The following is a 26,185-nucleotide window of genomic DNA, read 5'->3' as shown; positions in this document are numbered from 1 at the left end:
TCAACGTTGACGCGAAAGGCGCGGATCGAGCAGATCGCGCAGGCCGTCGCCCAGCAGGTTCAGTCCGAGCACGGTGAGCGCAATCGCCACGCCGGGCCAGATGGAGAGCAGCGGGTTCTGGAACATCAGCGTCTGCGCCTCGGCCAGCATGCGGCCCCAGGAAGGATCGGGCGCCTGCGTGCCGAGGCCGAGGTAGGACAGCGCTGCTTCGGCAAGAATGGCGAGCGCGAATTGGATGGTTGCCTGCACGATCAGCGCGGGAAGGATATTGGGCAGCACATGGTCGAAGGTGATGCTCCACGGCCCCTTGCCGCAGGCGCGCGCGGCGAGGATGTAGTCGCGTGCCCAGATCTGCTTGGCCGATGCGCGAGTCACGCGCGCGAACGTCGGGATGTAGAAGATGCCGATGGCGATGATGGCGTTCTGGATGCTCGCACCGTAGACGGCGGTAAGCATGATGGCCAGCAGCAGCGCGGGGAAGGCAAAGGTGAAGTCCGCAATCCGCATGACGACTTCTTCGACCCAGCCGCGACGTGCTGCTGCGAGCAGGCCGAGCGCCGTGCCGATGAGCAGACCGATGCCGACCGCGATCACGCCCACCATGATGGAGCTGCGCGATCCGACCAGCAGCAGCGAGACGATGTCGCGACCATAGGCGTCCGTGCCCAGCCAGTAGCTGGCGCTGGGAGGCTGCAGTGCGGCGTTCATGTCCACCGCGTAGGCGGAGTGGGGCGTCCATATGAACGACAGCGCGGCCATGAACAGCAAGAGCAGCGTGAGCGCGGCACCGATCACGAAGCTGTGCTTGCGCATGGCGCGCTGCCAAAAACCGGCCTGGCTCACAGCTCACCTGCCTTCACGCGTGGGTCGATGACGGCGTAGAGCACGTCGACGACGAAGTTCACGACCACCACCATGGCGGCCAGCAGCAGCACGCAGTTGCGCACGACGATGAGGTCGCGGTTGGCAATCGACTGGAAGATCAGGCGGCCAAGGCCGGGCAGATAGAACACGTTCTCGACGACGATGGTGCCCGCGAGCAGGTTGGCGAATTGCAGGCCCATGACGGTGACGACGGGGATCATCGCATTGCGCAGCACATGCTTCCAGAGCGCGGCGCGTTGCGTGAGACCCTTGGCCCGGGCGGTGCGCACGAAGTCTTCGCCCGACACGTCCAGCACGGCCGAGCGTGTGATGCGCGCGAGGATGGCCGCTTGCACGACAGCCAGCGCAATCGCAGGCAAAAGCAGCGATTGCAGCGCGGGGAAGAAACCTCCGCCATCGGCTTCGGACCAGCCGGGAAAGCCGCCCGCCGAAAACCATTGCAGCTTCACCGAGAACACCAGAATCAGCAGGATCGCGAACCAGAAATTCGGAATCGCGATGCCGATCTGCGCGAGACCCATGACGCCCACATCGCCCAGCTTGTTGTGCCGCGAGGCCGCATAGATGCCGGCGGCCAGCGCAATCAGCGTGGTGATGATCATCGCCATGATGGCCAGCGGCACGGTGAGGGCGAGGCGCTCGAAGATCAGTTCGCGCACGGGCGAGCCGTAGGTGTAGCTGGTGCCCATGTCGCCTTGCAGCAGACCGCCCACCCATTGGAAATAGCGCGTGATGGCGGGCTGGTTCAGGCCCATCTGCTCGGCCAGTTCGGCCACGGCCTCGGGAGATGCGTCGGGGCCGAGTGCCACTTGTGCGGCGTTGCCTGGCAGGATTTCCAGCACGACGAAGACAACGGCGGACGCGGCCAGCAGCGTCACCATCAGAGTCAGCAGACGCTTGAGGAGAAAGAAAGCCATGGGGTGCGAGCATAGCGGCAAAAACCGCAGCCTGCCTCGGGCCATGCACGCAAGCTTCGTGCTGTGGGCGCGGGCGTTGGATAATCAGGGCATGGCCAAGTGCAGTTACCTTCTTTTCCCGTTTACCGTTCGCCCTGTGGCGGGGAGGGCTGCGCCATGGCTTTGATGATCACGGACGAGTGCATCAACTGCGATGTGTGCGAGCCTGAGTGCCCCAACCATGCGATCTACATGGGGGAGGAGCACTACGATATTCATCCGGACAAGTGCACTGAGTGCGTGGGGCACTTTGAGGAGGCGCAGTGCGTGGCTATCTGTCCTGTGGCTTGCATTCCTGTGAGTCCGGAGCATCAGGAATCGCGTGAGACTTTGATGGAGAAGTATTTGCGGTTGCAGGCTGCGGGGTGATTTTTTGCTGCCGCTGGGGTGTTGAGAGCGGGTGCCGGGTCTCGCCCCGGCGGGCGAGTAACTTTTTGCTTGCGCCAAAAAGTCACCAAAAATCGCCTTTCAATACCCGCGGCAGAACTCACTTTGCGCCGTGGGCGCGCCGTTCGGGCAACCGCCGCGAGTCAGAGGTTTCATAAGAGGTGTGTTTCGGCACTTCGCGTTGCTCGTGCCGGCATCTCGCGACTGCGCGAGATGCTTTTTGTGCTTACTTGTCCAGCTCTGCGGGGCGTGGGGGCTTTGGCCTGGGGGGCTTGTTGGTGTGGATTTGGAGGGTGGCTTTTTCCATGTCGCCTTCCACCAGCACGGGCCACGATTTCAATGAGTGGATGATGCTGTCGTCGATGAGCTTGCGCTGGTCGGGGGAGGGCTTCTTGAGCACCCAGTTCACCACTTCCGACTTCACGCCGGGGTGGCCGATGCCGACGCGCAAGCGCCAGTAGTCGGCTGAGCCCAGTTGGGCGTGGATGTCGCGCAGGCCGTTGTGGCCGGCGTGGCTGCCGCCGCGTTTGAGTTTGACCTGGCCGGGCGGGATGTCGAGTTCGTCGTGCACGACGAGGACTTCCTCGGGTTTGATCTTGAAGAAGCGGGCGAGGGCGCCTACCGATTTGCCGGAGGCGTTCATGAAGGTTTGCGGCTCCAGCAGCCAGATGGTGTTGCCGCCGACGTTGGCGCGGGCCATCAGGCCGAAGTAGCTGCGTTCGGGAACGAGGTTCACCTTGAGGTCGCGTGCGAGTTCGTCAATCCACCAGAAACCGGCGTTGTGACGCGTGTCTTCGTATTCAGGGCCGGGGTTGCCCAGTCCGACAAACAGTTTGATCATGATGGTCTGAATTATCGTGCGAGACGCAAGTCCTTGTCGCGAATGCCGTCGCGTCTTGGTGGTTCTTGGTGGCTTGCTTGGCGCACAAAGCAAAACGGCCCACCGAAGTGGGCCGTTGTCGTGACGTCAAGTCAGCGGAGGCAAAGAAGAATTACTTCTTGCCGCCCTTCTTGGCTGGAGCAGCTGGAGCAGCAGCGTCAGCGGCTGGAGCAACTTCTTCCACGACTGGAGCAGCGATGGACACCAGCGATGGGTTCTTGCCAGCGCGAATGACGGCGGACACGCCCTTTGGCAGCTTCACGTCGGAAACGCGCAGGGCAGCGTTCTTTTGCAGGCCGCTCAGGTCGACTTCCACGAATTCTGGCAGGTCGGAAGGCATGCAGGACACTTCCAGTTCGTTCACCAGAACGGTCACGAGGCACTTGTCGCCCTTGACAGCTGGGGACTCTTCCACGCCCTTGTAGTGGACTGGAACCTTCATGTGCAGCTTGGTCTTGGCATCGACGCGTTGGAAGTCGATGTGCAGAACCAGTTGCTTGTAGGGGTGGAATTGCACGTCACGCAGCAGAACCTTGGATTCCTTGCCGTCAAGGTCCATGTCCAGCACGGAAGCGTGGAAAGCTTCCTTCTTCAGAGCGTGCCACAGGTTGTTGTGGTCCAGCTCGATCAGTTGGGCTTCGCCAGCACCGTAGACGATGCCAGGCGTACGGCCCGAAATACGCAGACGGCGGCTCGCACCCGTGCCTTGCTTGGCGCGCTCAAAAGCGACGAATTTCATAACTAACTCCTAGATGGGCCGACCGCGACCAGTCTGACCCTATTACAAAGAACCGACGCGCATTTCCAGAAAACTGGGGTTCATGCGTATGCCGGTCCGGCTTTTTTGCCGACTCCCGAACAACACACAAGCCTCCCGAGGGAGGCTTGGCTTGTCAACAGCATCTGAAAAATCAGAAGTTGTTGTTTTGATCGGAGAACAGGCTCATCACCGACTCGCCCGTGTTGATGCGGTGGATCGTCTCTGCGATCAACGGCGCCACGGACAGTTGGCGAATCTTGCTGCATCCCTTGGCGGCGTCGCTCAGCGGGATGGTGTTGGTCACCACGACTTCGTCCAGTGCCGAACCCTTCGAGATGCGCTCGATGGCCGGGCCCGAGAAGATCGGGTGTGTGCAATAGGCGTAAACGTTCTTGGCACCGCGTTCCTTGAGCACTTCGGCAGCCTTCACAAGGGTGCCTGCGGTGTCGATCATGTCGTCCATGATCACGCAGTTGCGGCCGTCGATGTCACCGATCACGTGCATCACTTCCGACACGTTGGCCTTTGGACGGCGCTTGTCGATGATGGCCAGGTCGGTGCCCAGTTGCTTGGCCAGCGCACGTGCGCGGACCACGCCGCCCACGTCGGGGCTCACAACGATCAGGTTCTCGTACTTCTTCTGGTTCAGATCGCCCAGCAACACGGGAGAAGCGTAGATGTTGTCGACGGGAATGTCGAAGAAACCCTGAATCTGGTCAGCGTGCAGGTCCATGGTCAGAACGCGGGCGACGCCCACGGTCTGCAGCAGGTTGGCAACCACCTTGGCCGAGATCGGCACACGCGACGAACGCGGACGGCGATCCTGACGGGCGTAACCGAAGTAGGGAATGACGGCGCTGATGCGTTCGGCGGAGGCGCGCTTGAGCGCGTCCACCATGATCAGCAGTTCCATCAGGTTTTCGTTGGTGGGCGCGCAGGTCGATTGAACGACGAACACATCGCGGGCACGGACGTTTTGTTTGATTTCGACGGTGACTTCACCATCGGAGAAACGACCCACGTCCATTGCACCGAGATTGGTGCCGAGATGCTTGACGATTTCTGCGGCCAAGCCAGGATTGGCATTGCCCGTGAAAACCATGAAGTCTGGGTGATTGGCTTGCATGAGCGGCTCAGTGATCTGAACTTGAAGTCCCGTGGTTGGGAAAATATTTGGCAGGGGAAGAAGGATTCGAACCTTCGCATGCCGGAATCAAAATCCGGTGCCTTAACCAGCTTGGCGACTCCCCTACACAGGTCAATTGCCGGAAGCAATCAACCTATATCCGTTTCTGTAGCCCAACCCACCAGAGGATGAACTGCCAGAGTTTTGCATACTTTGACTTGCCATGCGCTTGGCGCATCTGTCAAATCTGCTGTATGCGGCATCTGTGCAAACACTGCACTTCCTGAGCCCGTCATTCTAGCATGCATTTCCTTTGATTCTAGAAAGTCGATGACTTTTTTGATCTCGGGGCACAGTGCTTGAGCAACTGGCTGCAAGTCATTACTTCCGAATCGGTAGTGTGCTGCAGCAAAGTCTTCGATTGTAGCATGCCTTGAATCACGTTTGAGGAAAGGACTTGAAAAAATTTCTTTCGTATCCAATCCTGCTTCCGGCTTCACTACTGCAAGCGTTGCTTGCGGCGGTAGCTGCTGCGAATCGATGGGCTGAATTATGTCACCAATTCCAGACACAAAAGCCGTTTTTCCGAATAAAAAAAACGGAATATCTGCGCCAAGTTTCAGTCCGATGGCCAAAAGTTGTGATAGCGGAAGATTGAGCCCCCACAAGCGATTGAGGGCTAAAAGCGTGCTGGCGGCGTCCGAGGATCCGCCGCCCATGCCCGCCTGAGCCGGTACGCGCTTGTGGATGCCGATGTGAGCGCCAAGAGGGGTTCCTCCAGTCAGTTGCAGCGCACGGGCTGCGCGGGTGCACAGGTCGTCTGGCGGGAGCGGTGTCGAGAGGTCTTCACGGGTGATCTGCCCATCGCTGCGCAGCTCGAAATGCAGCGTGTCGTACCAGTCAATGAGTGTGAACACCGATTCGAGCAGGTGGTAGCCATCGTCGCGACGGCCCGTGATGTGCAGAAAGAGGTTGAGTTTGGCCGGAGCCGGCACGTCGTAGATGGCCTGCATGGCGATCGTCGTCCTGGTTGTCTTGTCTATCTATGTGCGGAGAAAGCGCCGCCTCAGCGATTGAGGACGATGCGCAGCACGGCGCCGGGTTGCGGCGAAAAGCGGGTGGCGGTGAGGCGGCCCGTGTCGATGCGGCTCAGGTCGGCAGTCCAGCCCGTGACTTTGACATCCACTCCGCGCAGCCAGCCGAACAGCGCCTGAATCGGCAGATCGTTGCCGGTCAGTTGGATGACGAGCGCGCTCAGCGAGTCGGATTCCAGCTTCTGATCGGGCGAGTCGAGCGTGGCAACTCCCGGTGACCATTGCAGCTTGGCCAGCACATTGCCCAGCGGGTTGTAGAGCGTGAGATTGCCGCGCTCGACGTCGCCCGAGAGGTCGAAGCCCGCGCTGAAATTCTTCTCCGCGCCTTCATCCACCTGCAAACCAAGGCGACCGGTCCAGATATCTTCGCCGTTCATGGCGATGTTCGGCGCGCGTTTGGGCTGGGCGCAGGCTGCGAGCAGCGCCGCCGCTCCCAGCACGATGACTCGGCGCGAAAAAGCCCGAGCCTGCGTCAAAGCTTGACTCCCAGACGCTTCAAGGTTTCGTTCAGCGTTTCGTTATCGGGTTCGCTCTCGCGGCCCTTGCGCCAGATTTGTCTGGCCTTGTCATGTTCGCCCATGCTCCACAGCACCTCGCCGTAGTGCGCGGCGATTTCGGCATCTTGCTGTCTGGCGAAGATTTTCTCGAAGAGCTGAGCCGATTCCTGCTTGTTGCCCAGGCGGAATTCGACCCAGGCCTTGCTGTCGAGGATGAAGGGGTCTTCCGGCGCGAGCTTGAGGGCCGAGTCGATCAGCGATTTGGCTTCTTCCAGATGCACGCCACGATCGGCAAGCGAATAGCCCAGCGCATTGCGTGCGTGGTGGTAGTCGGGCTGGCGGTCGATGATCTGGCGCAGCAGGCGCTCCATGTCGGCGATATTGCCCGCCTTCTCCGACAGCATGGCTTGTTCGTAGAGCAGGTCGTTGTCGTCGGGTGTGAGCTCAACGGCCTTGCCGGTGACTTTGGCCGCTTCGTCGAACTGCTTGGCCTCCTTGAGCAATTGCGCGTCGGCCAGCAGCTTGCGTTGCTGTTCGTCGACAGAGCTGGCGGGCAGGGCCTGAATCAGCGCGCGCGCCTTGGGCAGGTCGCCTTGCTTGGCAAGCAGCGATGCTTGCTGAACGCTCACCGAGAAATCGCCGGGTGCGGCCTTGTCGGCCTTGGCCAGCCAGGTCTGCGCCTTGGCGTACTGCCTGCGGTCCGTCTCGATCTGCGCGGCCATCATGTAGGCACGCGACAGCGCCTTGGCCACCGTGGGGTTGCTGATGTTCGGCTCTGACAGCTTGATGTATTGCTGCAGGGCGGCATCCGCGTCGTCGGGGCGCTTGGCTCGCACGTCCAGCGATGCGCGCACCAGCCAGGCATCGGCAAGCTCGGGGTTGCTCTTGGTGAGCAGGTTCAGTTGTTCGCGTGCCTCTTCGTTGCGCGCGGTCTGCAGCAGAAAGCGCGCGTAGTTCATGCGCACTTCGGGGCTGGGGTGGCCGGCCAGATAGGTCTTGAGAAGACTCTGCGCGCCGGGTGCGCCCACATCGACGAGTTGCAGCGCCAGCGTGCCTGCGCCATCGTCGGTGGGGTCCAGAGCCATGGCCTTCCTGGCGGCATCGAGCGCGCCAGCGGTATTGTCGGCTGCCAGGCGCATGCGTCCCACGGTGGTCCATGCAGTCGGGCCGGTGGCCGTGTTGTTCAGTTCGCCAGCGACGGCCGTTTCCACTACCTTGGCGGCCAGTGCCTTGTCGCTCACGCGGCCGTAGACCTGCGGCAATGCCTTGAGGGTGAGCAGCTTGACGCGTTGATTGGACAGCGCCAACTCCTGCTTGAGCAGGCCACCCGTTTCGGCGGTGCGATTGAGGATCACCAGAATCTGCAGCAGATAGCGGTTGGCGTCTCGCGAGTTGGGGAAGGCGTCCTTCCAGGCGCGGGCCGAAATCAACGCGCTTTCTGCCGAGCGCGACTGCAGGGCAATCTGCGTGGCGCGCTGGTAAAGCTGCTCCTGACCGCTGCGCCGCGCCGCATCAAGCATCAGTGCATAGCCCGAGGCGGCGTCGCCTTGCCCGGTGGTCATCTCGCCCACCAGAAGTTCGTAGAACAGCTCCGCATCCACGGCCGCCTTGTCGTCGCTGGACGATGATTCTTCCTCGGTGGGCAGAGCGGTGGGGGATTCGGGCTCGGCAGGTGCCTGCGCCCAGGAAGCGTGGGCGTACATGGCCATGGCCGCGGCCATGGCAACTGCCCGTAAACGATGAATTTGCACCATCAGATCATAATAATCCATGCTCGGGTCGGTTCCTGTGGTTCTTTGGCTCGCGCACGCCACTTCAGAGTCTCTACTCTTCGCGACGCTGCGCCCCCATGTCCTTGTTTGTACTGGAAAGTGATTGTTGATATGCCAGAGTTGCCGGAGGTGGAAGTCACGCGGCGAAGCTTTGCTGAACAGATCAGCGGAGCGCAGATAAGTTCGGTCTTTCTTGGCAAGCCGCTGCGCTGGCCGCTGGGTGTGGCGCCCGAATCGCTGGTCGGCCGCACGGTGCTGCAGGTGCGGCGGCGCGGCAAGTATCTGCTGGTGGATCTTGATCGCGGCCTGCTGATGCTGCATCTGGGCATGTCGGGGAGTCTGCGTTTCGCATCCGAACTTCCGCCTTTGGGCTCGCACGATCATTTCCAGCTCACCACGACGCATGGTTTGTTGCGGTTGCATGACCCGCGCCGTTTCGGGGCGGTGATGGCGTTTGGCGGTGAGGATGATTCTTTTGCGATCAAGTTGCTGTCCAAGCTGGGGCCTGAGCCCCTCGAAGATGACTTCGACTTCGACGCCTTCAAGAAAGGGCTCAAGGCCAGCCGTCTGCCGGTCAAGCAGTTGCTGCTGAGCGGCAAGATCGTCGTTGGTGTGGGCAACATCTACGCGTCCGAGGTGCTGTTTCTTTCCGGCATCAGGCCGACGACGTCCGCCAACAAGATCGGCCCTGCGCGTGCTTTGAAGCTGCATACCGCCATTCGCGAAGTGTTGGCGCGGGCCGTGGCAACGGGCGGCAGCACGCTGCGCGATTTTTCTGCGGCCGATGGCAATGCCGGGCACTTTCAGTTGGAGGCCAATGTCTATGGCCGCGAGGGGCAGCCGTGCAAGGTCTGCGGCGCGGCCATCAAGATGCTGCGGCAAGGACAGCGGAGCACGTTTTTCTGCGCCCATTGCCAGAAGCCGTGACCCATGCGCCGGTACTGTTGTCTATAGGTAAAGTCGAGTCGACAGACCACAAATGCTTTGCCGTTTTTCCATGGGGCGATGCTATATTGCGTTATATAGGCAACTTTCATATCAATCGCCAATCAATGGTCGATACGATATAACAATAAAGCGGATTCAGCGTGGGACCCTCATTCAACGAACAGTTTGACCAGCACGGCGTGTGGAAGCGCGCATTTGCCCAGCAGCTCAAGCAGTTGGCTGAATGGATGAGCGCACATGATCTGATGGACGCTTCCATCGAAGAGCGCCTGAAGCGACTCGAAGAACAGGTGCGCAGCGACAAGGTGATGGTCGCCTTTGTCGCCGAGTTCTCGCGTGGCAAGTCCGAACTGATCAACGCGATCTTCTTCGCCGGTTATGGCCGACGCATCATGCCCGCGAGCGCCGGGCGCACGACGATGTGCCCGACCGAGCTGTCCTACGAAGCAGGCACGGTGGCGTCCCTGCGCCTGCTGCCCATCGAAACGCGGCTGCAGCCACAGGGCCTGGCCGAATGGCGTCTCAAGCAGCAGCAGTGGAACGAGATTCCTCTCGACATCGACGATGCGGATCAGATGGCCGATTCGCTGTCCAAGGTATCGGAAGTGCTGCGCGTGACGATCGACGAAGCGCGCGCGCTGGGCTTCTGGCATGACGATTCGCCCGACGACAATCCGCTGGCCGATGCGAACAACATGGTCGAGGTGCCCAAGTGGCGGCACGCGCTCATCAACGTGCCGCATCCGCTGCTCACGCAAGGCTTGGTGATTCTGGATACGCCGGGTTTGAACGCCGTCGGTGCCGAGCCCGAACTGACCATCAACCTGATTCCACAGGCCCACGCCGTGGTGTTCATTCTGGGTGCGGACACGGGCGTGACGCGCTCGGACCTGTCCATCTGGCGCGAGCATCTGGGCGCATCGGCCGAGAACAACGAGACACGCCTTGTCGTGCTCAACAAGATCGACACGCTGTGGGATTCGCTGAACACACCCACGCAGGTGCAGGAGCAGCTCGACCAGCAATGCCGCAACTCGGCCGACATTCTGGGCGTGTCGCTCAGCCAAGTGGTGCCGGTGTCGGCGCAGAAGGGTCTGGTCGCCAAGATCACGGCGGACGATGTGCTGCTCGAAGCCAGCGGATTGCCGCATCTCGAAGAAGCATTGGGCGAGGGCATTCTTGGCCGTCGCCAGTCCATTCTGCGCGGTGTCGTCGCCAATGGCGTGACCGGCCTGCATGCCGAGACCACGCGCGTGCTGAACATTCGCCGTCGCGATCTGGATGACCAGATGTCGGAGCTCAACAGCCTGCGTGGCAAGAACGCCACTGTCATTCAGGCGATGCGCGGTCGCATCGAGCTGGAGCAGCGCGATTTCGATTCCAGCACGGCCAAGGTGCTGGCCCTGCGTGCCGTGCATTTGAAGATGATGCGTGAGGTGCTGCACAAGATTGGCTCGCGCGCACTCAAGGCCGAGATGGAACCATTGGCCGAAGCGCTGAAGGGCGGTGTGTTCAAGCTGGGGCTGCGCAAGGTGTATGCCGACACCATGGCGCGCGTTCGAGGTCTGCTCGAAGCCTCGCAGGCCTCGGGTCTGGAGATTCGCGACATGCTGGGCGGAACGTTCCGCCAGCTCAATGCGGAGTTCGGTTTCTCGCTGCAGGTGCCTGCAGCGCCGCAGTTCGAGTCGTTCATTGCCGACGTGGCAGAGATCGAGCGCCGGCACGAGCAATACATCGGTATGGGCAACACGCTGCGTCTTGCTCAGCCAGAATTCGCACAGCGTCTGCTGCGTGGATTGACGCTGCGACTGCGCGCCGTGCTCGATTCCGCATCCAACGAACTGGAGCTGTGGAGCAAGTCGGCCACGGCGCAGCTCGATGCTCAACTGCGCGAGCGCAAGCGCAGCTTCTCGCGCCGCATCGAAGCGGTGGACCGCATCCAAAATGCGGCCAACGGTCTGGTGGAGCGCATTGCGGAAATCGAGTCGGCTGACCAGCATCTGACCGAGCTTGAACACCGTCTCACCAGCCTCACCGACCGTCTCGTGCACACGCCGCTTGCCCCGCAGGAGCGCATGCTGCAGCACGCCGAAGTGGATCTGCTGTTCGATTGAACATCGGCGATGTCAGTGATAATTCGCTGATGACAATTGGGATTCCCGAGATCGCCACGCGCGTCGTGCGTTGGCAGAAAGAGCATGGTCGCAACCATCTGCCGTGGCAGAACACGCGGGACGCCTATCGTGTGTGGCTCTCGGAGATCATGCTGCAGCAGACGCAGGTCACCACCGTTCTCGATTACTACGCACGTTTTCTCGCGCGCTTTCCCGATGTGAAGGCGCTCGCCGCTGCGCCGCAGGACGATGTGCTCGCGCTCTGGAGCGGCCTTGGCTACTACAGCCGCGCGCGCAATCTGCACAAGGCGGCGCAGATGGTGGTGAGCGACTTCGGCGGCGAGTTTCCGCATACAGTCGAGCAGCTTTCCTCTCTTCCGGGCATTGGCCGTTCGACCGCTGGCGCGATTGCCTCGTTCTGCTTTGGCGAACGCTCCGCGATTCTCGATGCCAACGTGCGCCGCGTGCTCACGCGCGTGCTCGGTTTTGATGACGACCTGGCCGTGGCCGCCAACGAGCGCAAGCTGTGGGCGCTGGCCGATCAGTTGCTGCCCAACGACGATCTACACCACACCATGCCGCGCTACACGCAGGGCATGATGGATCTGGGCGCGGGCATCTGCACACCCAAATCACCGGCCTGCATGCTGTGTCCGCTCGAATCGGTGTGCGTTGCGCACAAGGACGGTGATCCCGAGGAATATCCTGTTCGCACGTGCAAGCTCAAACGCAGTTCGCATTCCTGGTGGCTGCTGCTGGAGCGTGATGCGGCAGGGCGTCTCTGGCTTGAACGCAGACCGCAGACCGGCATCTGGGCGGGGCTGTATTGCCCACCGGTGTTTGAAGAACGCACGTTGTTGGAACATGCTGCGGGAAGCAACGCGCAGCTCGAAGACTTGGCTGTGGTGACGCATGTGCTCACGCACCGCGATCTGTATCTGCACCCGGTGGTGATGCATGCATCTGCGCGCAAATGGAAGGTCAGCGAGGCCGATGGCGCAGGCTTTTTTGCACCGACCGAATGGGCCAATCTCGGCTTGCCTGCGCCCGTGCGCAAGCTGCTCGCCAAGTTCTGAGACGTTTCGGACAAAGTGGCCGGATGTGGCCCGCTGCTGCTCAGTGGCCGCTTGCGCGCGCATCCATTTCGCGGTGGCGGCGCAGCGTGTTCCACTTGGGGCTGAAGTGCTTGGCCAGCCGCTCGACCAGATACACCGAGCGGTGTTGCCCGCCTGTGCAGCCGATGGCCACGGTCACATAGCTGCGGTGGTTTTCGGCAAGCGCATCGAGCCAGTGTTCGAGAAATTTCTCGATGTGCTGCTCCATCAGATTCACGGCAGGTTGCTGCTCCAGAAACTCCGCCACCGGCGCATCCTTGCCGGTGAGATCGCGCAGCGCAGGCTCGTAATGCGGATTCGGCAGCATGCGCACATCGAACACGTAGTCGGCATCGACCGGCACGCCGCGCTTGAATGCGAATGACTGGAACACCAGAATCATGCGGCTTGGTGGCACCGACATGAGGCTTTTCACATAGCCCTGCAATTGCGATGCGCGAATCGCGCTGGTGTCGATCACATGCGATTGCTCGCGCAGATCGGCCAGCAGTTCGCGCTCTAGATCGATGGTCTGCAGCAGGGCGCTTTGACCTTCGCGCAGTTCGTCCTTGGACAGCGGATGGCGGCGGCGGGTTTCCGAAAAACGGCGCACCAGCGTCTCGGTCGATGCGTCCAGAAACAGGCATTGCACGCGCACGCCTTGCTTGCGCAGTTCGTCGAGTTGCGCTGGCACGAGCGGCAAAGCGGTGGCGCTGCGCACATCAATCGCAATCGCCAGTCGGTTGCCGTGGTTGACATGTTCCAGTCCGATGAAGGCCGTCAGCAGCTCGGGCGGCAGGTTGTCCACGCAGTAAAAGCCTGCGTCCTCCAGGGCGTGCAAAGCCACGGACTTCCCGGAACCGGACATGCCGGTGATCAGCACAATTTCGAGCGCCATAAACTACCTCATCACCTCAATTCAGAATCAAGCATTCACTGCACTGCCTGCGCGGGCTCCGGCCGGCTCCAGCATCTCGCGCGCATGAGCGAGCGTGGTGGCCGACAATCTTTCGCCGCCCAGCATGCGCGCAATTTCCTGCACGCGGGCATCGCCATTCGCAGGCTTGACCGAGCTGGTCGTGCCCTGCGCACTCTTGTGTTTTGCCACTACCAGATGGTGATCGGCACAGGCCGCCACCTGCGGCAAGTGCGTCACGGTCAACACCTGACGCGCCTTGCCCAACTGCTGCATGAGCTTGCCGACCGTTTCCGCCACAGCACCACCCACGCCCGAATCCACTTCGTCAAAAATCAGCGTGGGCGCTTCGCCCAGCTCGCTGGTGGTCACCGAAATCGCAAGCGAAATCCGCGAGAGTTCTCCGCCCGATGCCACCTTGCCGATCGGCTTGGGCGTCATGCCCGGATGGCTGCTGACCAGAAAGCTCACGTGGTCCATGCCTTGCGGTCCGGCCTCGGCAGCGGTGTCGATTTCCACCACGAAGCGCCCCCCAGCCATGCCCAGATTCTGCATGGCTTGCGTGACAGCTCCCGCCAATTGTGGCGCGGCCTTGGTGCGCTTTTGTGACAGCGCACGCGCTGCCTTTTCGTAGGCCGCGCGGCTGGTGCCTTCGTCCTTGGCGAGCGTGTCCAGATCGGCGGCGTTGTCCAGTGCTTTGAGCTCGGTCTTCCAGCCTTCCCACAACGCAGGCAGGTCGTCCGGTTGGCGCTTGTAGCGTCGCGCCAGAGAAATCCATTGCGACAGGCGCGCATCCAATTCAGCCAGCCGCTGCGGCTCCAGTTCCGTGTGGCGCAGAAAGCCCTGCAGCGATCGCACGACGTCTTCGGCCTGCGCCAGACTGGCCGACAGCACCTCGTTCATCGAGCGAAAAGATTCGTCCACATGCTCGTAGCTCTGCAGCAGGTTCTGCGCTTGCGACAGCCGCGACAACGCACCCGTGTCGTCGTCCTCGTCTTCCAGCGCACGCAACGCCTCCTGTGCGTTGTCGAGCAGCGATTGCGCATTCGACAGTTTGGCGTGCTGGGCGTTGAGTTCATCCCATTCATCGGCACGCGGCGAGAGCTTTTTCAACTCGCCGATCTGCCACTGCAGGCGCTCACGCTCTTGCTGCAAGGTGTCCTGCGCGGCGCGTGCGTGTTCCAGTGTCTTGAGCTTTTCGCGCCAGTCGTTCCACAGCGCATTGAGCGGCTGCGTCTGTACGCCCGCATAGGCATCGAGCAGCGCGCGCACGCTGTCGTGGCGCGTGAGACTTTGCCACGCGTGCTGGCCGTGGATGTCGAGCAGGTGCTCGCCGAGCACGCGCAACTGCGTGGCCGTCACAGGCGTGCCGTTGATCCACGCGCGGCTCTTGCCCTGCGTGTCGATGGTGCGGCGAACCAGCAGCAATTCTTCCTGCTCGATGCCTGCTTCGTCGAACCAGTGGTTCAATTGCTTTGGCGGATCGAACTCCGCGCACAACTCGGCACGCTCGGTTCCTTCGCGGATCACGCCGGTCTCGGCGCGCGCGCCCAGCAGCAACTGCAGTGCGTCGATCAGAATCGACTTGCCCGCGCCGGTCTCGCCGGTCAGTGCGGTGAAGCCGGTTTGAAGATCCAGATCCAGCGACTGCACGATCACGAAGTCGCGCAACGCAATGCGCTTGAGCGCCATGTCAGGAGCCTCCTTCGTTCCAGCGCAGCTTCTTGCGCAGGGTCGCGAAATAGCTCCAGCCGCGTGGATGCAGAAAGCGCACGGAATGCTCGGCGCGCGTCACCAGAATGCGGTCGCCGTGCAGCAACGTGGCAATCGACTGCATGTCGAAGTTGGCCGAAATATCGCGCCCGCCGACCACCTCGATGGCGATCTCTTCGGAGTCCGACAGCACGATGGGGCGGTTCGACAAGGTATGCGGCGCGATGGGCACCATCACCCAGCCGCGCAGCGACGGATGCAGCATCGGTCCACCCGCAGACAGCGCATAGGCCGTCGAGCCCGTGGGCGAGGCCACGATCAAACCGTCGGCGCGCTGGTTGGACACGAACACGCCGCCCACTTCCACGCGCAGCTCCACCATGCCGGAAGTCGATCCGCGGTTCACCACCACATCGTTGAGCGCCAGCGCCTCGAACAGGCACTCGCTTCCGCGAATGACGCGAGCACGCATCATCGGGCGCTCGTCCTCTTCATAGTCGCCATGCAGGATGGGCGCGAGCGCGCTGCGGTAGTCTTCCAGCGCAATGTCGGTCACAAAACCAAGGCGGCCACCGTTGATGCCGACCAGCGGCGTCTGATAACGCGCCAACTCGCGGCCCGCGCCCAGCATGGTTCCGTCGCCGCCCACCACCAGCGCCAGTTCGGCATGCATGCCGATCTGCTCGGTGGTCGCCACTTCGTAGCCTTGCAGGCCGGTGTTGGCGTAGCTCTCGTCTTCCAACAGCACTTCGCAGCCTTGTTCGACCAGAAAGCGGCCAATGTCTTCCAGCGCCAGCCGCGACTTCTCCAGTGCGGCAGCGTCGGATGCCAGACGCTGGTATTTACCAATGAGGGCTACTTTGCGAAAGGTGAGATTCATTCGGAAATTACATCATGAAGTGATGTGACTTTATTGAATCCCGAGCCGTTCGCGCAAGGGGCGCACAGGCTGGAAATCAGGGCAATCGTCACACCGGGAATGCTTCAGATGCTTGTATATCATGCCCGCGCGCCTCGCCAGCGCATAAGCACCGAGAGTCGGCATGCAGCTCAAGGGTTAACCCCTGCGTGCGAAGGAGGGCGAGCAGGGCCCGCGGCGCTCGCGAAACGGCTCTGCGCCTTAGAATGCCCGAATGCTTGATGACCGTGCGAAGTTATTGTTGAAAGCGCTCGTCGAGCGCTATATCGCCGACGGCCAGCCCGTGGGCTCGCGGACGCTGTCGCGCGCTTCGGGGCTGGAGCTCTCGCCCGCGACCATCCGCAACGTCATGGCCGATCTGGAAGAGCTGGGCCTGATCGTCAGCCCGCACACCTCGGCAGGCCGCATTCCCACGGCGCGTGGCTACCGCCTGTTCGTCGACACCATGCTCACCGTGCAGCGCGACGAGTTGCCATCCATGCAACTCATGCCCGAGCAGCCGCAGAAGGTGATCGCCAACGCGGCCAACCTGCTGTCCAACCTCTCGCAATTCGTCGGCGTCGTCATGTCGCCGCGCCGCCCATCGGTGTTCAGGCACATCGAATTCCTGCGACTGTCCGAAAAGCGCCTGCTGGTGATCATCGTCTCGCCCGACGGCGACGTGCAGAACCGCGTGATCTTCACCCAGGCCGATTACTCCCAATCCCAGCTCATCGAAGCCGCGAATTTCCTCAATGCCAACTACTCCGGCCTCGCCATGGAGCAAGTGCGCGAACGCCTGCAATCCGAGGTCGAAGCGCTGCAAAGCGAGATCGGCGCGCTCATGCAGGCAGCCGTCAACGTCGGCACCGAAGCCATGTCCGACTCCACCGACAGCGTCGTCATCTCTGGCGAGCGCAACCTGCTGTCGGTCAGCGACTTCTCCAGCGACATGGGCAACCTGCGCCGCGCCTTCGACCTGTTCGAGCAGAAAACACAAATCCTGCGCCTGCTCGAAAACTCCAGCAAGGCAGAAGGCGTGCGCATCTTCATCGGCGGCGAAAGTCAGGTCGTGCCGTTCGAGGAACTCTCCGTGGTGAGCGCCCCCTACGAGGTCGATGGCCAGATCGTCGGCACCCTCGGCGTGATCGGCCCCACCCGCATGCCCTACGACAAGATGATCCAGATCGTCGACATCACCTCGAAACTCGTGAGCAACGCGCTCAGTCACCGGACCTGAATAAAGCCCTTACAATGCTTCGTTTCCTCTCCGTGCAACACGGGCGAGGACGGATCTGAAAATGAATCCCCGGGGCCTTAGCTCATGCTTGGTTAGAGCAGTGGACTCATAATCCATTGGTGCCCAGTTCGACTCTGGGAGGCCCTACCAAACGACAAAAGGACTTGGCTGCTTGTGCGGCCAAGTCCTTTTTTCATGATCCTGTTGTCACTTGCACCTGAAGGTCACTTCAGCCGATGCGGCCCGGATCAAGTTGGCTTCCAGCCCGTTGGTGCGCACCCCGGTCAATTCCTTGCCTTGCTTCGCGCAAAACTCACCGGCATCTTTCAACAGCAAGACTTTCACATCTCCAGAACCATTCCACCCCGTCAAGTCGCTGCCGCGAATGAGGTAGCGTCCGTCGCCCAAGGGCGCCACTCCGGCGCTGTCCGTAGCGCAGGCTGCCAAGCTTGCAATCATCGGTATTGTCCAAATCAGTTTCTTCATTATTTTCTGGTCAGGGGCAGTCGTTGTTGTTTTGTCAGTTGCGGATCGCCAGTGCCTGCACTGCTTCTATGAAGGCGTTCACTTTGGCTGCTGGACCCACTCCGGATCTGTCATATGCAAAAACCTGCTTTCCGTGTTTGCTGGATGCGAAGAAGTATTGCCCTGAATTCAATGCAGGCTCGGTGAAGTAGATCACGTCATAGTCGGGTGACGGCTCAACGGATACCACCATGCTTGCGGCATCCCTTATTTCCACTTCTTTGTATATGCCGCGTTTGGAAACGCCTTCGTACATTGCTCGTACAAGGTCGTAGTTGGATTTGCTCAACGTTGAAATCATCACGGCTTCCTTGCCTTGCGGAACGCGGCGATTTTCGGCTTGAATGCGTTTGGTGTTCTCTGCCGTGATTGCCTGCACTCCCGGCAGGACGGCCACCAACTTCTTGTCGGAAAGCGGGGCTGGCAGCGGAGTCACTTGCGCAATGGAAGCTACGCGTGTTTGTTCCACCGCTGTCTGGAATCGCTTCTCGCCCTTGTAATGTTGCCCTTCGAATGAATATCGGTTGGCGCAGCCAGCCATCAATCCAGCAGCCATCATCACGACCAAAATTTTATTCATTGATCACTCTCCCATTGATTGCATTGCATTTGTCTAAAGTTGTCTGAACGGGTGGCAAGGAATTGAGTTTGCAACTGACCGAGTTGCTCGTCATTGGCTGGATGCGTGGTGGCGACGAGATCGGCGACGCTTCCAATCCAACGGACGATGTGGCTGCAAAGGCATTGCTTGGATTGAGCGCTGTCTGCCGCACATAGGTTGCTCTGAGTACGTCGGGTGTCTGCGAGCACAGGTTCTGGTTGGCGGCAACGCTCAGGTCGGACAACATTACGCATATGCCCGCCGGATGCCGAAAGGGTTCGGTCGAGTACTTGTCTTGGTACACGACACTGCCGTCTTGCAGTTTGATCGCGTACCTGAATTGAAATTGGCGCTGCGGGGCTTTGTCCAGCGCAGAACCGAGCAAGCCACCAAGCAGCACGACACCGAGGTGTGTTTTGGCTGAATAGTGACCACCACTGAAGGCTCGATCGATATACGAAACGTCGGCGATGGCGCTGCCGAGAACCGCTCCACCATGCGTTCCTGGCGTCGATCTGTCCACGCCCTGGTTGTCAATGATGAGGCCGAAGGTGCTGTCTCTTACCGTCTCGATCAGGTAGCTGCGCTGGATCTCAGCTTTCTCATGAGTCTCCAGCCCTTGCCAGGCGGTCTCCGAAACTGCGAGTAGCGGTAAAGCGTTGGCGCTGGATGCAAGCAGCCCGGTGATCAACCAAACCCATTTCATGCCAGCCTCCTGTGTTTTGAAATGACTCGCCGCTGGTGTTCGTCTGCCGACAGTGTATTGGTTTTTGTAACTAAAAGTTTTACATTGATGGGGCCTCAGGCTGGCGGCCTGCCAACTGTCGCAGGTACTGGAGCGATGAGCGGATCGAGAAGTGGACTTTTGACAAGGATGAACAACGCGTCGTTACTGCAGATAGTCCAAGCCATCGCTGCATGCGGTATGGTTCAGGCACATAGGCACAGAACAAGGAAGGTCGCCATGCGAACAGTTTTATCGGGTCTTGTGTCGCTTGGCGCAGTGTTGTTGATCGCTGGGTGCTCGTCCTTTGCCCCCCAAAGCCCAGCGGGCAACAATCCGCAGCCGGTATCCAAGCCCACGCCTGCGTCGCCTCCTGAACCCATTGGCAAATCAACCGCGCCACCCGGCGACATCTGCGATGCCAAGCCTGCGCAAGGCGTGGTGGGGCAGCAGCCTACGGTCAAGGTGATCGAGCAGGCGCGTGTGCGTTCCGGGGCCCGCATGGCACGGGTGCTCAGGCCGGGGCAGATGGTGACGAAGGAGTTCGATCAGCAGCGGCTGAATCTGGAGCTGGATGCGAGCGGGAAGATCATCGCGGCGCGTTGTGGTTGAGGTGTCGTCCTTCCGTCCACGCGCTGCGATGTCAAGAAACCATCACGGCGCGAGGAATAGCGATTGCAGGTCGCTCAGGAAATCAAAGCCGCGTTCGGTGGGCTGGATCTTCAAACCGGTGCGGGTGATGAGGCCCTTGGCTTCGGCTTCTTTCAGTCCGGCGTCGATGGTGGACAGCGGTGTGCCGGTGCGATCCATGTAGTCCTGCAGCGAAAAACCGTCGCGCAGGCGCAGCGCGTTGAGCATGTATTCGAACGGCAGATCGGCGCGGCGCACGTCGTCATCCTGCGCCACGGCGAGGCCTGCGAGTGCGCCTTCCATGTAGCGGTTCGGATCGCGCAAACGCACTTGGCGCACGACGCGATGCGCGAAGCTCAGCTTGCTGTGCGCGCCTGCGCCGATGCCGAGGTAGTCGCCGAATTGCCAGTAGTTGGTGTTGTGCCAGCACTCGTGATTGGCACGCGCGTAGGCCGAGATTTCGTAGCGTTTCATGCCTGACGCGCCGGTCAGTTCGGTGATGCGGTCGAGCATGTCGTAGGCGGTGTCTTCGTCCGGGACCACGGGCGGGAATTTGGCGAAGTAGGTGTTCGGCTCGATGGTCAGGTGATAGACCGACAGATGCGGCGGCGCGAACGACAGCGCGGTCTGCAGATCGCGTTCGAGATCGAGCGGGCCTTGGCCGGGCAGGGCGTACATGATGTCGAGATTGAAGGTCTCGAACGAGAGCGCGGCTTCTTCCACGGCGGCCAGTGCCTGGGCCCGGTCGTGCACGCGGCCAAGTGCTTTCAGGTAGCGATCATCGAAGCTCTGCACGCCGATCGAAAGCCGCGTGACGCCTGCCGCGCGATACGCGCGAAAGCGGTCTTTCTCGAAGGTGCCCGGGTTGGCTTCCATCGTGATTTCGCAGTCGGCTTCGAGGCGCAGACGCGCGCGCACATCGCTCAGCAACTGGTCGATGGATGCGGGCGAGAACAGGCTGGGCGTGCCGCCGCCGATGAAGATGCTGTGCACCGAGCGGCCCCAGATCAGCGGCAGCGCGGCTTCGAGATCGGCCATCAGCGCGGCGAGGTATTGCTTCTCGTCGTGCTCGCCGCCACGGGCTTCATGCGAGTTGAAATCGCAGTATGGGCACTTCTTCAGACACCACGGCAGGTGGATGTACAGCGACAGCGGCGGCAGGCTTTGCAGTTGCAGCACGCCGGGGCGCATGTAGTCCATGATGGAGCGCAGGGGCTTGCCCGTGATGGGGTTGGTGGCGTCTGCGTTGATGATGGGAATGCTCATGTCGCTGTCAAAAAATCAGAACCAGTTTTCGCGCAGCATGTCCAGCAGTTGCTGCGTGGCGCGGCCACGGTGGCTGTAGGAATTCTTCACGACCGACGGCAGTTGCGCGAAGGTGTGGCCGAGTTCGGGGATGAACATGATGGGGTCGAAGCCGAAGCCATTCGTGCCCTTGGGTTCGCGCAGGATTTCGCCGCGCACGCGGCCCACTGCGATCAGTGGTTCAGGATCTTGCGGGCTGCGGATGGCGACCAGCGTGCTCACCATGGTGGCGCGGCGGTTGTCGATCTTGTCCATCTGTTCGATCAGCGCGCGCACGTTGTTGGCGTCGCTTTTTTCGTAGCCGAACTGCGTGCAGTAGTACGCAGTCTGCACGCCCGGCAGGCCGCCGAAGGCTTCGACGCACATGCCGGCGTCGTCGGCAATGGCGGGTAGGCCGGTTTTTTCGGAGGCGAAGCGGGCCTTGGTGAGAGCGTTTTCGACGAAGGTGTTGTAGGGTTCGTCGGCTTCGCCGGTGAAGAGGTTGCCTTGCGGGATCAGCTCGACGCCAAGCGGTTCCAGCATCGATTGCAGTTCAGCCAGCTTTCCCTTGTTGTTGGATGCAAGAACGATTTTCATCTTTTGCTTTTTTGTTGGGTACGAAGCCTGTTCGGCTTCGATGGGTCATTCGTTTTGAGGCGCCAATACAGCCCCTCATGCGTTGTTGCGAAGCCTTGCCGTATGAACATACTGTCTGCGGCTTCGACGCCTAGCCTGAGGGGCTGTCTTGGCGTTGTGGTGAGAGTTCGGGCTGTGCGAACTCTTCGTTGGCCGATTACTTCAGTGCTGCTTTTTGCATTGCGATGAGTTCGCTGATGCCTTTTTCTGCGAGGTCGAGGAGTTGATCCATTTCCTTGCGCGAGAAGGCGGCCCCTTCTGCGGTGCCTTGCACTTCGATGAAGTGGCCGGCGCCGGTCATCACGACGTTCATGTCGGTGTCGCAGGCGACGTCTTCGCGGTATTCGAGGTCGAGCATGGGTTGGGTGCCGACGATGCCGACCGAGATGGCGGCGACTTCCGCGATGATGGGGGATTGGGTGAGCTTGCCGGTTTCGAGCAGCTTGGTGACGGCGTCATGCGCGGCCACCCAGGCACCGGTGATGGCTGCGGTGCGGGTGCCGCCGTCGGCCTGGATCACGTCGCAATCGATCTGGATGGTGCGTTCGCCGAGCTTGGACAGGTCGAACGCGGCGCGCAGGCTGCGGCCGATGAGGCGCTGGATTTCCTGGGTGCGACCGGTCTGCTTGCCCTTGGCGGCTTCGCGGTCGGAGCGGCTGTGCGTGGCGCGGGGCAGCATGCCGTATTCGGCCGTGAGCCAGCCTTCACCGCTGCCGCGCTTGTGCGGCGGCACGCGTTCTTCGACCGACGCGGTGCACAGCACCTTGGTGTTGCCGAATTCGATCAGCACCGAACCTTCGGCGTGCATGGTGTAGTTGCGGGTGATGCGCACCGGGCGCAGTGCGTCGTTGGCGCGGCCGATGCGGGCGAAATCAGCGGATGAGGCGTTGGCGGTAGGGGCTTGGGTCATGCCCCCGATTGTCCGCTTTTCAGGCTTTGCGTGCCGCAGAGGTGCGGCGAATGGCCTCGTTGATCTCGGCGATCGAGCGCTCGATGGCCTCGTCGTCGAGGTCGTCGCTTTCGTCGGGAAAGTTGGAGTTGTCGCCCAGTCCGGCCTGAATCGTCGATGCAAAAACGTCTTCGCTGATGCTGTCGGTCGAGATGCCCATGGTGGAGGCGAACTGGTCGGGGGTCTCCCACTCCATGGCCACCACGGTGACGTTGTCGCTGGAGCTGCCCGCTTCGCGCAGGGCTTCTTCAACCAGATTGGGCACGGCTTCGGACACGGTGTTGCGGCCCAGTTCCTTGGCGATGCGGTCGTCGTCGATTGCGCCCCACAAGCCGTCGGAGCACAGCAGCAAGCGGTCGCCTTGTTCCAGATTCACCGGATCGCTGATGTCGTACACCGGCTTGGACGGCGAGCCGAGGCAGGTGAACAGCACGTTGCGGTTGATGTTCTCAAGGCCCTGGAACGACGCGTTGCGCAGTTCCAGATAGGAGTGGTCGCGTGTGCGGGTGACCTTCTGGCCTTCGCGCACCATGTACAGGCGCGAGTCGCCGCAGTGAATCCACTGCGCACGACCGTCCTGCACGACGGCGGCGACGAGCGTGGTGCGCGGCGAATCGCCGAGCGATTTGTCGCTGGTGTAGCGCAGGATCTGGTGATGGGCGGCCAGCAGCGCGGCGGTCAGAAAGGTGGGCACATCGGCCAGAGCAGGCTTGGCCTCGCGCTGGAAGAGGGCGGAGACGGTCTGGATGGCGATCTGCGCGGCGACTTCTCCATCAGGGTGACCGCCCATGCCGTCGGCCAGAACGAACAGGCCCGACTCCCGCGTGTAGCAATAGCCCATGCGGTCTTCATTTTTTTCGCGGCCGCCTTTGCGGCTGATCTGGAAGACGGAGAATTTCATTGGATTTTCCCTGGGCCGCTGCCTGCTTTGAGGACGTTGTTGCGTGTGTCAGCCACGAGTGTGTCGATCTGCAGGCGCATTTTCTCTGCGACTGTGAGTTTGGTATAGCGCCTCTCGCCCTCGCGACTCAATTCCTTTTGCAGCGCGAACACCGATTGCGGGCGCGACAGCGGATCAAGCGCCATGCACCACTCGACCACTTCGATCAGATTGTCGGAATACAGGCCGCGCATCTTGGCCAGTGCGGCGGTGAGGCGGTCCTTGTCCGAGCGCTGCGTGGCCTCGGTGGGCGGGTAGCCGTGCATGCAGGCGTAGATGCAGGCGCCGATGGCGTAGATGTCGGTCCACGGGCCCATCTGCGCATCGCGGCGGTACATCTCGGGCGCGGCAAAGCCGGGCGTGTACATCGGGCGGATGAAGTTGCCCTCCTTGGACAGCACCTCGCGCGCGGCACCGAAGTCGATCATCACGGCGCGGTCGTCGTCGGTGATGAAGATGTTGGCGGGCTTGATGTCCAGATGCAGCATCTTGTGCTGGTGCACGATGCGCAGACCACGCAACACCTCGTCGAACAGCGAGCGGATGGTGGATTCGCGGAAGATCTTCTGCGCCTTCTGGTCGCGCGCGGTGATGATGAAATCCTGCAGCGTCGCGCCTTCCAGGTAGTTCATCACCATGTAGACGGTTTCGTTCTCGCGAAAGAAATTCAGCACGCTCACGACGGAGGGGTGCGAGATCTGGGCCAGCGAGCGACCTTCTTCAAAGAAGCTCTTGAGACCGAGTCGATACAGAGACAGTTTTTCGGGGGCGACGACCGGCGCGAGTTCGCCCGCCGCACGGGAGGCGAGGGACGAGGGCAGGTATTCCTTGACGGCGACGGGCTGGTCGTCCGCGCCAATGGCTTGATAGACGACACCGAAGCCGCCAGCGGCTACGCGGCGTACGATTCGATATCCGCCGATGACGGTATCCGGGGGCAGTGGAGAAGGCTTGATTTTCGACATATGGCAGTGGATGCAATCACGGGTCGGTCAGAACCCGGATAATCGCCGGATTGCAAGCAACCAACCACCGAAAAGTCCAATGGCAGTTTACAGCATGACAGGGTACGCCAGCGCACAGCTGGAGGCTCCAGTGAGCGAAGAGCGACAAAACGCGCCGCATCGGCAACTGGGTCTGGAGATCAGATCGGTCAACAGCCGCTTTCTGGACCTTTCTTTCCGCCTGACGGAAGATTTGCGCGCTCAGGAGCCCATGCTTCGCAGCCTGCTCACGGCCAAGCTCAAGCGCGGCAAGGTGGAAGTTCGCGCATTTTTCGTGGAAGCGAACGACAACGCGTCCCTGCCAGACCCGACGCCGCAGATGCTGCAGCGCCTGTGCTCCCTGCAGGACACTGTCACGGCCTGGCTGCCCGACGCGGCTCCGCTGAGTGTTGCCGACGCGCTGCGCCTGTGCTCCACGGGTTCGGGCTCGACGCTTGACTGGAGCGAGTCGCTCAAGAAGCTCGCCCAAGGCACTTTGAAGGACCTGACCACCGCCCGCGAACGCGAGGGCGAGCGCCTCGCCGCCACGCTGATCGACCGCGTGAGCCAACTGCGCGCGCTGGCCAAGCAGGCGGTGCCGCTGGTTCCCCAGCTTGTGGAGCAGCAGCGCCAGCGCTTCATGGAGCGCTGGAAAGAAGCCATGGGCCTGGCCGAAGGCAGCGTGGCTCCGGAAATGGCGCAGGACCGCGCGCTGACCGAAGCGACGGCGTTTGCCATCCGCATCGACGTGGCCGAAGAGATCACGCGCCTTGATTCGCATCTCGATGAGATCGAGCATCTGCTGAAAAAGGGCGGCGAAGTGGGCAAGCGCCTGGACTTCCTGATCCAGGAACTGCACCGCGAAGCGAACACGCTGGGCTCCAAATCTGCGGCAATGGAGTTGACCAAAATAAGCGTGGACATGAAGGTGCTGATTGAACAGATGCGAGAACAGGTTCAGAACATCGAGTGATAATTCCGTTTTGGAAGCGCGCAAAGTGCTCGAATCTATGGACTATCCAGGTAATTTATTTGTAGTGTCGGCCCCCAGCGGGGCCGGTAAATCCAGCCTCGTGAAGGCGCTGCGCGAGCTCGACACCCGCGTGCAGCCTTCGGTTTCCCACACGACCCGCGCGCCGCGTGGTCAGGAAAAGCACGGCCGGGAATACTTCTTCACCTCCGATCAGGAGTTCGACGCCATGGTTGCGGCCAACGGCTTCGTCGAATGGGCCAACGTGCATGGTCGCCGCTACGGCACCTCGCGCCGGGCGATCGAAGACCGCATCGGCAAGGGCGGGGACGTGATTCTCGAGATCGACTTTCAGGGCGCGATGCAGGTCAAGAAGACCTTTGCCAACGCCGTGCTGGTGTTCATCCTGCCGCCGAGCTGGGAAGAGCTGCGCTCACGCCTTGAGCGCCGCGGGGAGGATGAGCCGGAGGTGATCGAAAACCGTCTCGTGAATGCCGCCGAAGAGATGGCGCAGGCATGCAATTTCGACTTCGTTATAATCAATGAAGTTTTTGAACATGCGCTTTTCGATCTGAAAACCATTGTTCACGCGCAGCGTCTGAAGTACGCCGCCCAGCGCAGAGCACGGGCTGATACTTTCGAATCGCTCCACATTCCCTGAAC

The 26,185-nt window shown here is 61.2% G+C and carries 27 protein-coding genes and 2 tRNA genes; 9 read left to right on the top strand and 20 right to left on the bottom strand.

Annotated elements, in window-relative coordinates:
- Both G7048_RS05305 and G7048_RS05300 read right to left on the bottom strand, forming a co-directional pair.
- Entirely contained in the window at positions 1 to 813 is an 813-nt protein-coding gene (locus G7048_RS05305) for an ABC transporter permease (RefSeq protein ID WP_166067134.1), read from the bottom strand.
- A 26-nt stretch (positions 814 to 839) separates the two neighbouring features.
- Positions 840 to 1,802, bottom strand: coding sequence for an ABC transporter permease (locus G7048_RS05300; protein WP_166067133.1), 963 nt, complete (start codon positions 1,800 to 1,802; stop codon positions 840 to 842).
- A 156-nt stretch (positions 1,803 to 1,958) separates the two neighbouring features.
- Here G7048_RS05300 and G7048_RS05295 point away from each other — a divergent pair, with 156 nt between their 5' ends.
- Positions 1,959 to 2,210: a YfhL family 4Fe-4S dicluster ferredoxin gene (locus G7048_RS05295; RefSeq protein ID WP_166067132.1), complete on the top strand. Its 252-nt coding sequence runs from the start codon at positions 1,959 to 1,961 to the stop codon at positions 2,208 to 2,210.
- 244 nt (positions 2,211 to 2,454) lie between these two features.
- On the opposite strand, the gene pth is transcribed toward G7048_RS05295, so the two are convergent.
- The 7 genes from pth to G7048_RS05260 form a co-directional block, all read right to left on the bottom strand.
- Complete coding sequence (gene pth, locus G7048_RS05290; RefSeq protein WP_166067131.1) at positions 2,455 to 3,069, bottom strand: aminoacyl-tRNA hydrolase; 615 nt, start codon at positions 3,067 to 3,069, stop codon at positions 2,455 to 2,457.
- Between the two features lie 151 nt (positions 3,070 to 3,220).
- Positions 3,221 to 3,847 carry a 50S ribosomal protein L25/general stress protein Ctc gene (locus tag G7048_RS05285; RefSeq protein ID WP_166067130.1) on the bottom strand — a complete coding sequence of 209 codons (627 nt, stop codon included), beginning with the start codon at positions 3,845 to 3,847 and terminating at the stop codon, positions 3,221 to 3,223.
- A 172-nt stretch (positions 3,848 to 4,019) separates the two neighbouring features.
- Complete coding sequence (locus G7048_RS05280; RefSeq protein WP_166067129.1) at positions 4,020 to 4,994, bottom strand: ribose-phosphate pyrophosphokinase; 975 nt, start codon at positions 4,992 to 4,994, stop codon at positions 4,020 to 4,022.
- Positions 4,995 to 5,042: 48 nt separating this feature from the next.
- Positions 5,043 to 5,119 (bottom strand) — tRNA-Gln (locus G7048_RS05275).
- A 24-nt stretch (positions 5,120 to 5,143) separates the two neighbouring features.
- Entirely contained in the window at positions 5,144 to 6,007 is an 864-nt protein-coding gene (ispE, locus tag G7048_RS05270) for a 4-(cytidine 5'-diphospho)-2-C-methyl-D-erythritol kinase (protein ID WP_166067128.1), read from the bottom strand.
- A 53-nt stretch (positions 6,008 to 6,060) separates the two neighbouring features.
- Positions 6,061 to 6,564, bottom strand: a complete 504-nt coding sequence (locus tag G7048_RS05265) for a lipoprotein insertase outer membrane protein LolB (RefSeq protein ID WP_240933175.1) — start codon at positions 6,562 to 6,564, stop codon at positions 6,061 to 6,063.
- Entirely contained in the window at positions 6,561 to 8,306 is a 1,746-nt protein-coding gene (locus G7048_RS05260; RefSeq protein ID WP_240933174.1) for a tetratricopeptide repeat protein, read from the bottom strand. Before G7048_RS05260 ends, G7048_RS05265 begins: the two co-directional genes overlap by 4 nt.
- 162 nt (positions 8,307 to 8,468) lie before the next feature.
- Here G7048_RS05260 and mutM point away from each other — a divergent pair, with 162 nt between their 5' ends.
- The 3 genes from mutM to mutY all read left to right on the top strand — a co-directional run bounded on the left by mutM (position 8,469) and on the right by mutY (position 12,495).
- Complete coding sequence (gene mutM, locus G7048_RS05255) at positions 8,469 to 9,284, top strand: bifunctional DNA-formamidopyrimidine glycosylase/DNA-(apurinic or apyrimidinic site) lyase (protein ID WP_166067126.1); 816 nt, start codon at positions 8,469 to 8,471, stop codon at positions 9,282 to 9,284.
- A gap of 161 nt (positions 9,285 to 9,445) precedes the next feature.
- Positions 9,446 to 11,419 carry a dynamin family protein gene (locus G7048_RS05250; protein WP_166067125.1) on the top strand — a complete coding sequence of 658 codons (1,974 nt, stop codon included), beginning with the start codon at positions 9,446 to 9,448 and terminating at the stop codon, positions 11,417 to 11,419.
- Between the two features lie 29 nt (positions 11,420 to 11,448).
- Complete coding sequence (mutY, locus tag G7048_RS05245; protein ID WP_371747648.1) at positions 11,449 to 12,495, top strand: A/G-specific adenine glycosylase; 1,047 nt, start codon at positions 11,449 to 11,451, stop codon at positions 12,493 to 12,495.
- A gap of 40 nt (positions 12,496 to 12,535) precedes the next feature.
- On the opposite strand, the gene rapZ is transcribed toward mutY, so the two are convergent.
- From rapZ to G7048_RS05230, 3 genes are read right to left on the bottom strand one after another with little or no spacing between them, the layout of a single operon-like run.
- The gene (gene rapZ / locus G7048_RS05240) at positions 12,536 to 13,411 is read right to left on the bottom strand and encodes an RNase adapter RapZ (RefSeq protein WP_166067124.1); all 876 of its coding nucleotides are present in this window, start codon (positions 13,409 to 13,411) and stop codon (positions 12,536 to 12,538) included.
- Between the two features lie 27 nt (positions 13,412 to 13,438).
- Entirely contained in the window at positions 13,439 to 15,121 is a 1,683-nt protein-coding gene (gene recN / locus G7048_RS05235) for a DNA repair protein RecN (protein ID WP_166067123.1), read from the bottom strand.
- A gap of 1 nt (position 15,122) precedes the next feature.
- Positions 15,123 to 16,022, bottom strand: coding sequence for an NAD kinase (locus G7048_RS05230; protein ID WP_166067122.1), 900 nt, complete (start codon positions 16,020 to 16,022; stop codon positions 15,123 to 15,125).
- 253 nt (positions 16,023 to 16,275) lie between these two features.
- Between G7048_RS05230 and hrcA the strand changes: the two genes are divergently transcribed.
- Positions 16,276 to 17,280 carry a heat-inducible transcriptional repressor HrcA gene (hrcA, locus tag G7048_RS05225; protein WP_166067121.1) on the top strand — a complete coding sequence of 335 codons (1,005 nt, stop codon included), beginning with the start codon at positions 16,276 to 16,278 and terminating at the stop codon, positions 17,278 to 17,280.
- 71 nt (positions 17,281 to 17,351) lie between these two features.
- Positions 17,352 to 17,430: transfer RNA gene (locus G7048_RS05220), tRNA-Ile, on the top strand.
- Between the two features lie 57 nt (positions 17,431 to 17,487).
- On the opposite strand, the gene G7048_RS05215 is transcribed toward G7048_RS05220, so the two are convergent.
- Genes G7048_RS05215 through G7048_RS05205 form a run of 3 tightly spaced genes read right to left on the bottom strand, consistent with a single transcriptional unit; the run spans position 17,488 to position 19,112 of the window.
- Positions 17,488 to 17,766, bottom strand: a complete 279-nt coding sequence (locus G7048_RS05215) for a hypothetical protein (protein WP_166067120.1) — start codon at positions 17,764 to 17,766, stop codon at positions 17,488 to 17,490.
- A gap of 34 nt (positions 17,767 to 17,800) precedes the next feature.
- Positions 17,801 to 18,385 (bottom strand): hypothetical protein, encoded by a 585-nt coding sequence (locus G7048_RS05210; protein WP_166067119.1) that lies wholly within the window; start codon positions 18,383 to 18,385, stop codon positions 17,801 to 17,803.
- On the bottom strand, positions 18,378 to 19,112 hold the full coding sequence (locus G7048_RS05205) for a hypothetical protein (RefSeq protein ID WP_166067118.1): 735 nt from the start codon (positions 19,110 to 19,112) through the stop codon (positions 18,378 to 18,380). The genes G7048_RS05210 and G7048_RS05205 overlap by 8 nt, the downstream gene beginning before the upstream one ends.
- A 258-nt stretch (positions 19,113 to 19,370) precedes the next feature.
- On the opposite strand from G7048_RS05205, the gene G7048_RS05200 reads away from it, so the two are divergent.
- A complete protein-coding gene (locus G7048_RS05200) occupies positions 19,371 to 19,742 on the top strand; it encodes an I78 family peptidase inhibitor (RefSeq protein WP_166067117.1) in 372 nt (123 codons plus the stop codon).
- A gap of 42 nt (positions 19,743 to 19,784) precedes the next feature.
- On the opposite strand, the gene hemW is transcribed toward G7048_RS05200, so the two are convergent.
- The 5 genes from hemW to G7048_RS05175 form a co-directional block, all read right to left on the bottom strand.
- Positions 19,785 to 21,026 (bottom strand): radical SAM family heme chaperone HemW, encoded by a 1,242-nt coding sequence (gene hemW / locus G7048_RS05195; protein ID WP_166067116.1) that lies wholly within the window; start codon positions 21,024 to 21,026, stop codon positions 19,785 to 19,787.
- Positions 21,027 to 21,041: 15 nt separating this feature from the next.
- Entirely contained in the window at positions 21,042 to 21,641 is a 600-nt protein-coding gene (gene rdgB / locus G7048_RS05190) for an RdgB/HAM1 family non-canonical purine NTP pyrophosphatase (protein ID WP_166067115.1), read from the bottom strand.
- A 196-nt stretch (positions 21,642 to 21,837) separates the two neighbouring features.
- Positions 21,838 to 22,590, bottom strand: coding sequence for a ribonuclease PH (gene rph / locus G7048_RS05185; RefSeq protein ID WP_166067114.1), 753 nt, complete (start codon positions 22,588 to 22,590; stop codon positions 21,838 to 21,840).
- 19 nt (positions 22,591 to 22,609) lie between these two features.
- Positions 22,610 to 23,530 (bottom strand): PP2C family serine/threonine-protein phosphatase, encoded by a 921-nt coding sequence (locus G7048_RS05180; RefSeq protein ID WP_166067113.1) that lies wholly within the window; start codon positions 23,528 to 23,530, stop codon positions 22,610 to 22,612.
- Entirely contained in the window at positions 23,527 to 24,534 is a 1,008-nt protein-coding gene (locus G7048_RS05175) for a serine/threonine-protein kinase (protein ID WP_166067112.1), read from the bottom strand. The genes G7048_RS05180 and G7048_RS05175 overlap by 4 nt, the downstream gene beginning before the upstream one ends.
- A 94-nt stretch (positions 24,535 to 24,628) precedes the next feature.
- Between G7048_RS05175 and G7048_RS05170 the strand changes: the two genes are divergently transcribed.
- On the top strand, positions 24,629 to 25,525 hold the full coding sequence (locus G7048_RS05170) for a YicC/YloC family endoribonuclease (protein WP_166067111.1): 897 nt from the start codon (positions 24,629 to 24,631) through the stop codon (positions 25,523 to 25,525).
- Between the two features lie 37 nt (positions 25,526 to 25,562).
- The gene (gmk, locus tag G7048_RS05165) at positions 25,563 to 26,183 is read left to right on the top strand and encodes a guanylate kinase (RefSeq protein WP_166067110.1); all 621 of its coding nucleotides are present in this window, start codon (positions 25,563 to 25,565) and stop codon (positions 26,181 to 26,183) included.
- The last annotated feature ends 2 nt before the right edge of the window (positions 26,184 to 26,185 follow it).

Origin of the sequence: Diaphorobacter sp. HDW4B (assembly GCF_011305535.1) — a bacterium.
Taxonomy (GTDB): Bacteria; Pseudomonadota; Gammaproteobacteria; order Burkholderiales; family Burkholderiaceae_C; genus Diaphorobacter_A.
This window is presented reverse-complemented; position numbering and strand designations above follow the sequence as displayed.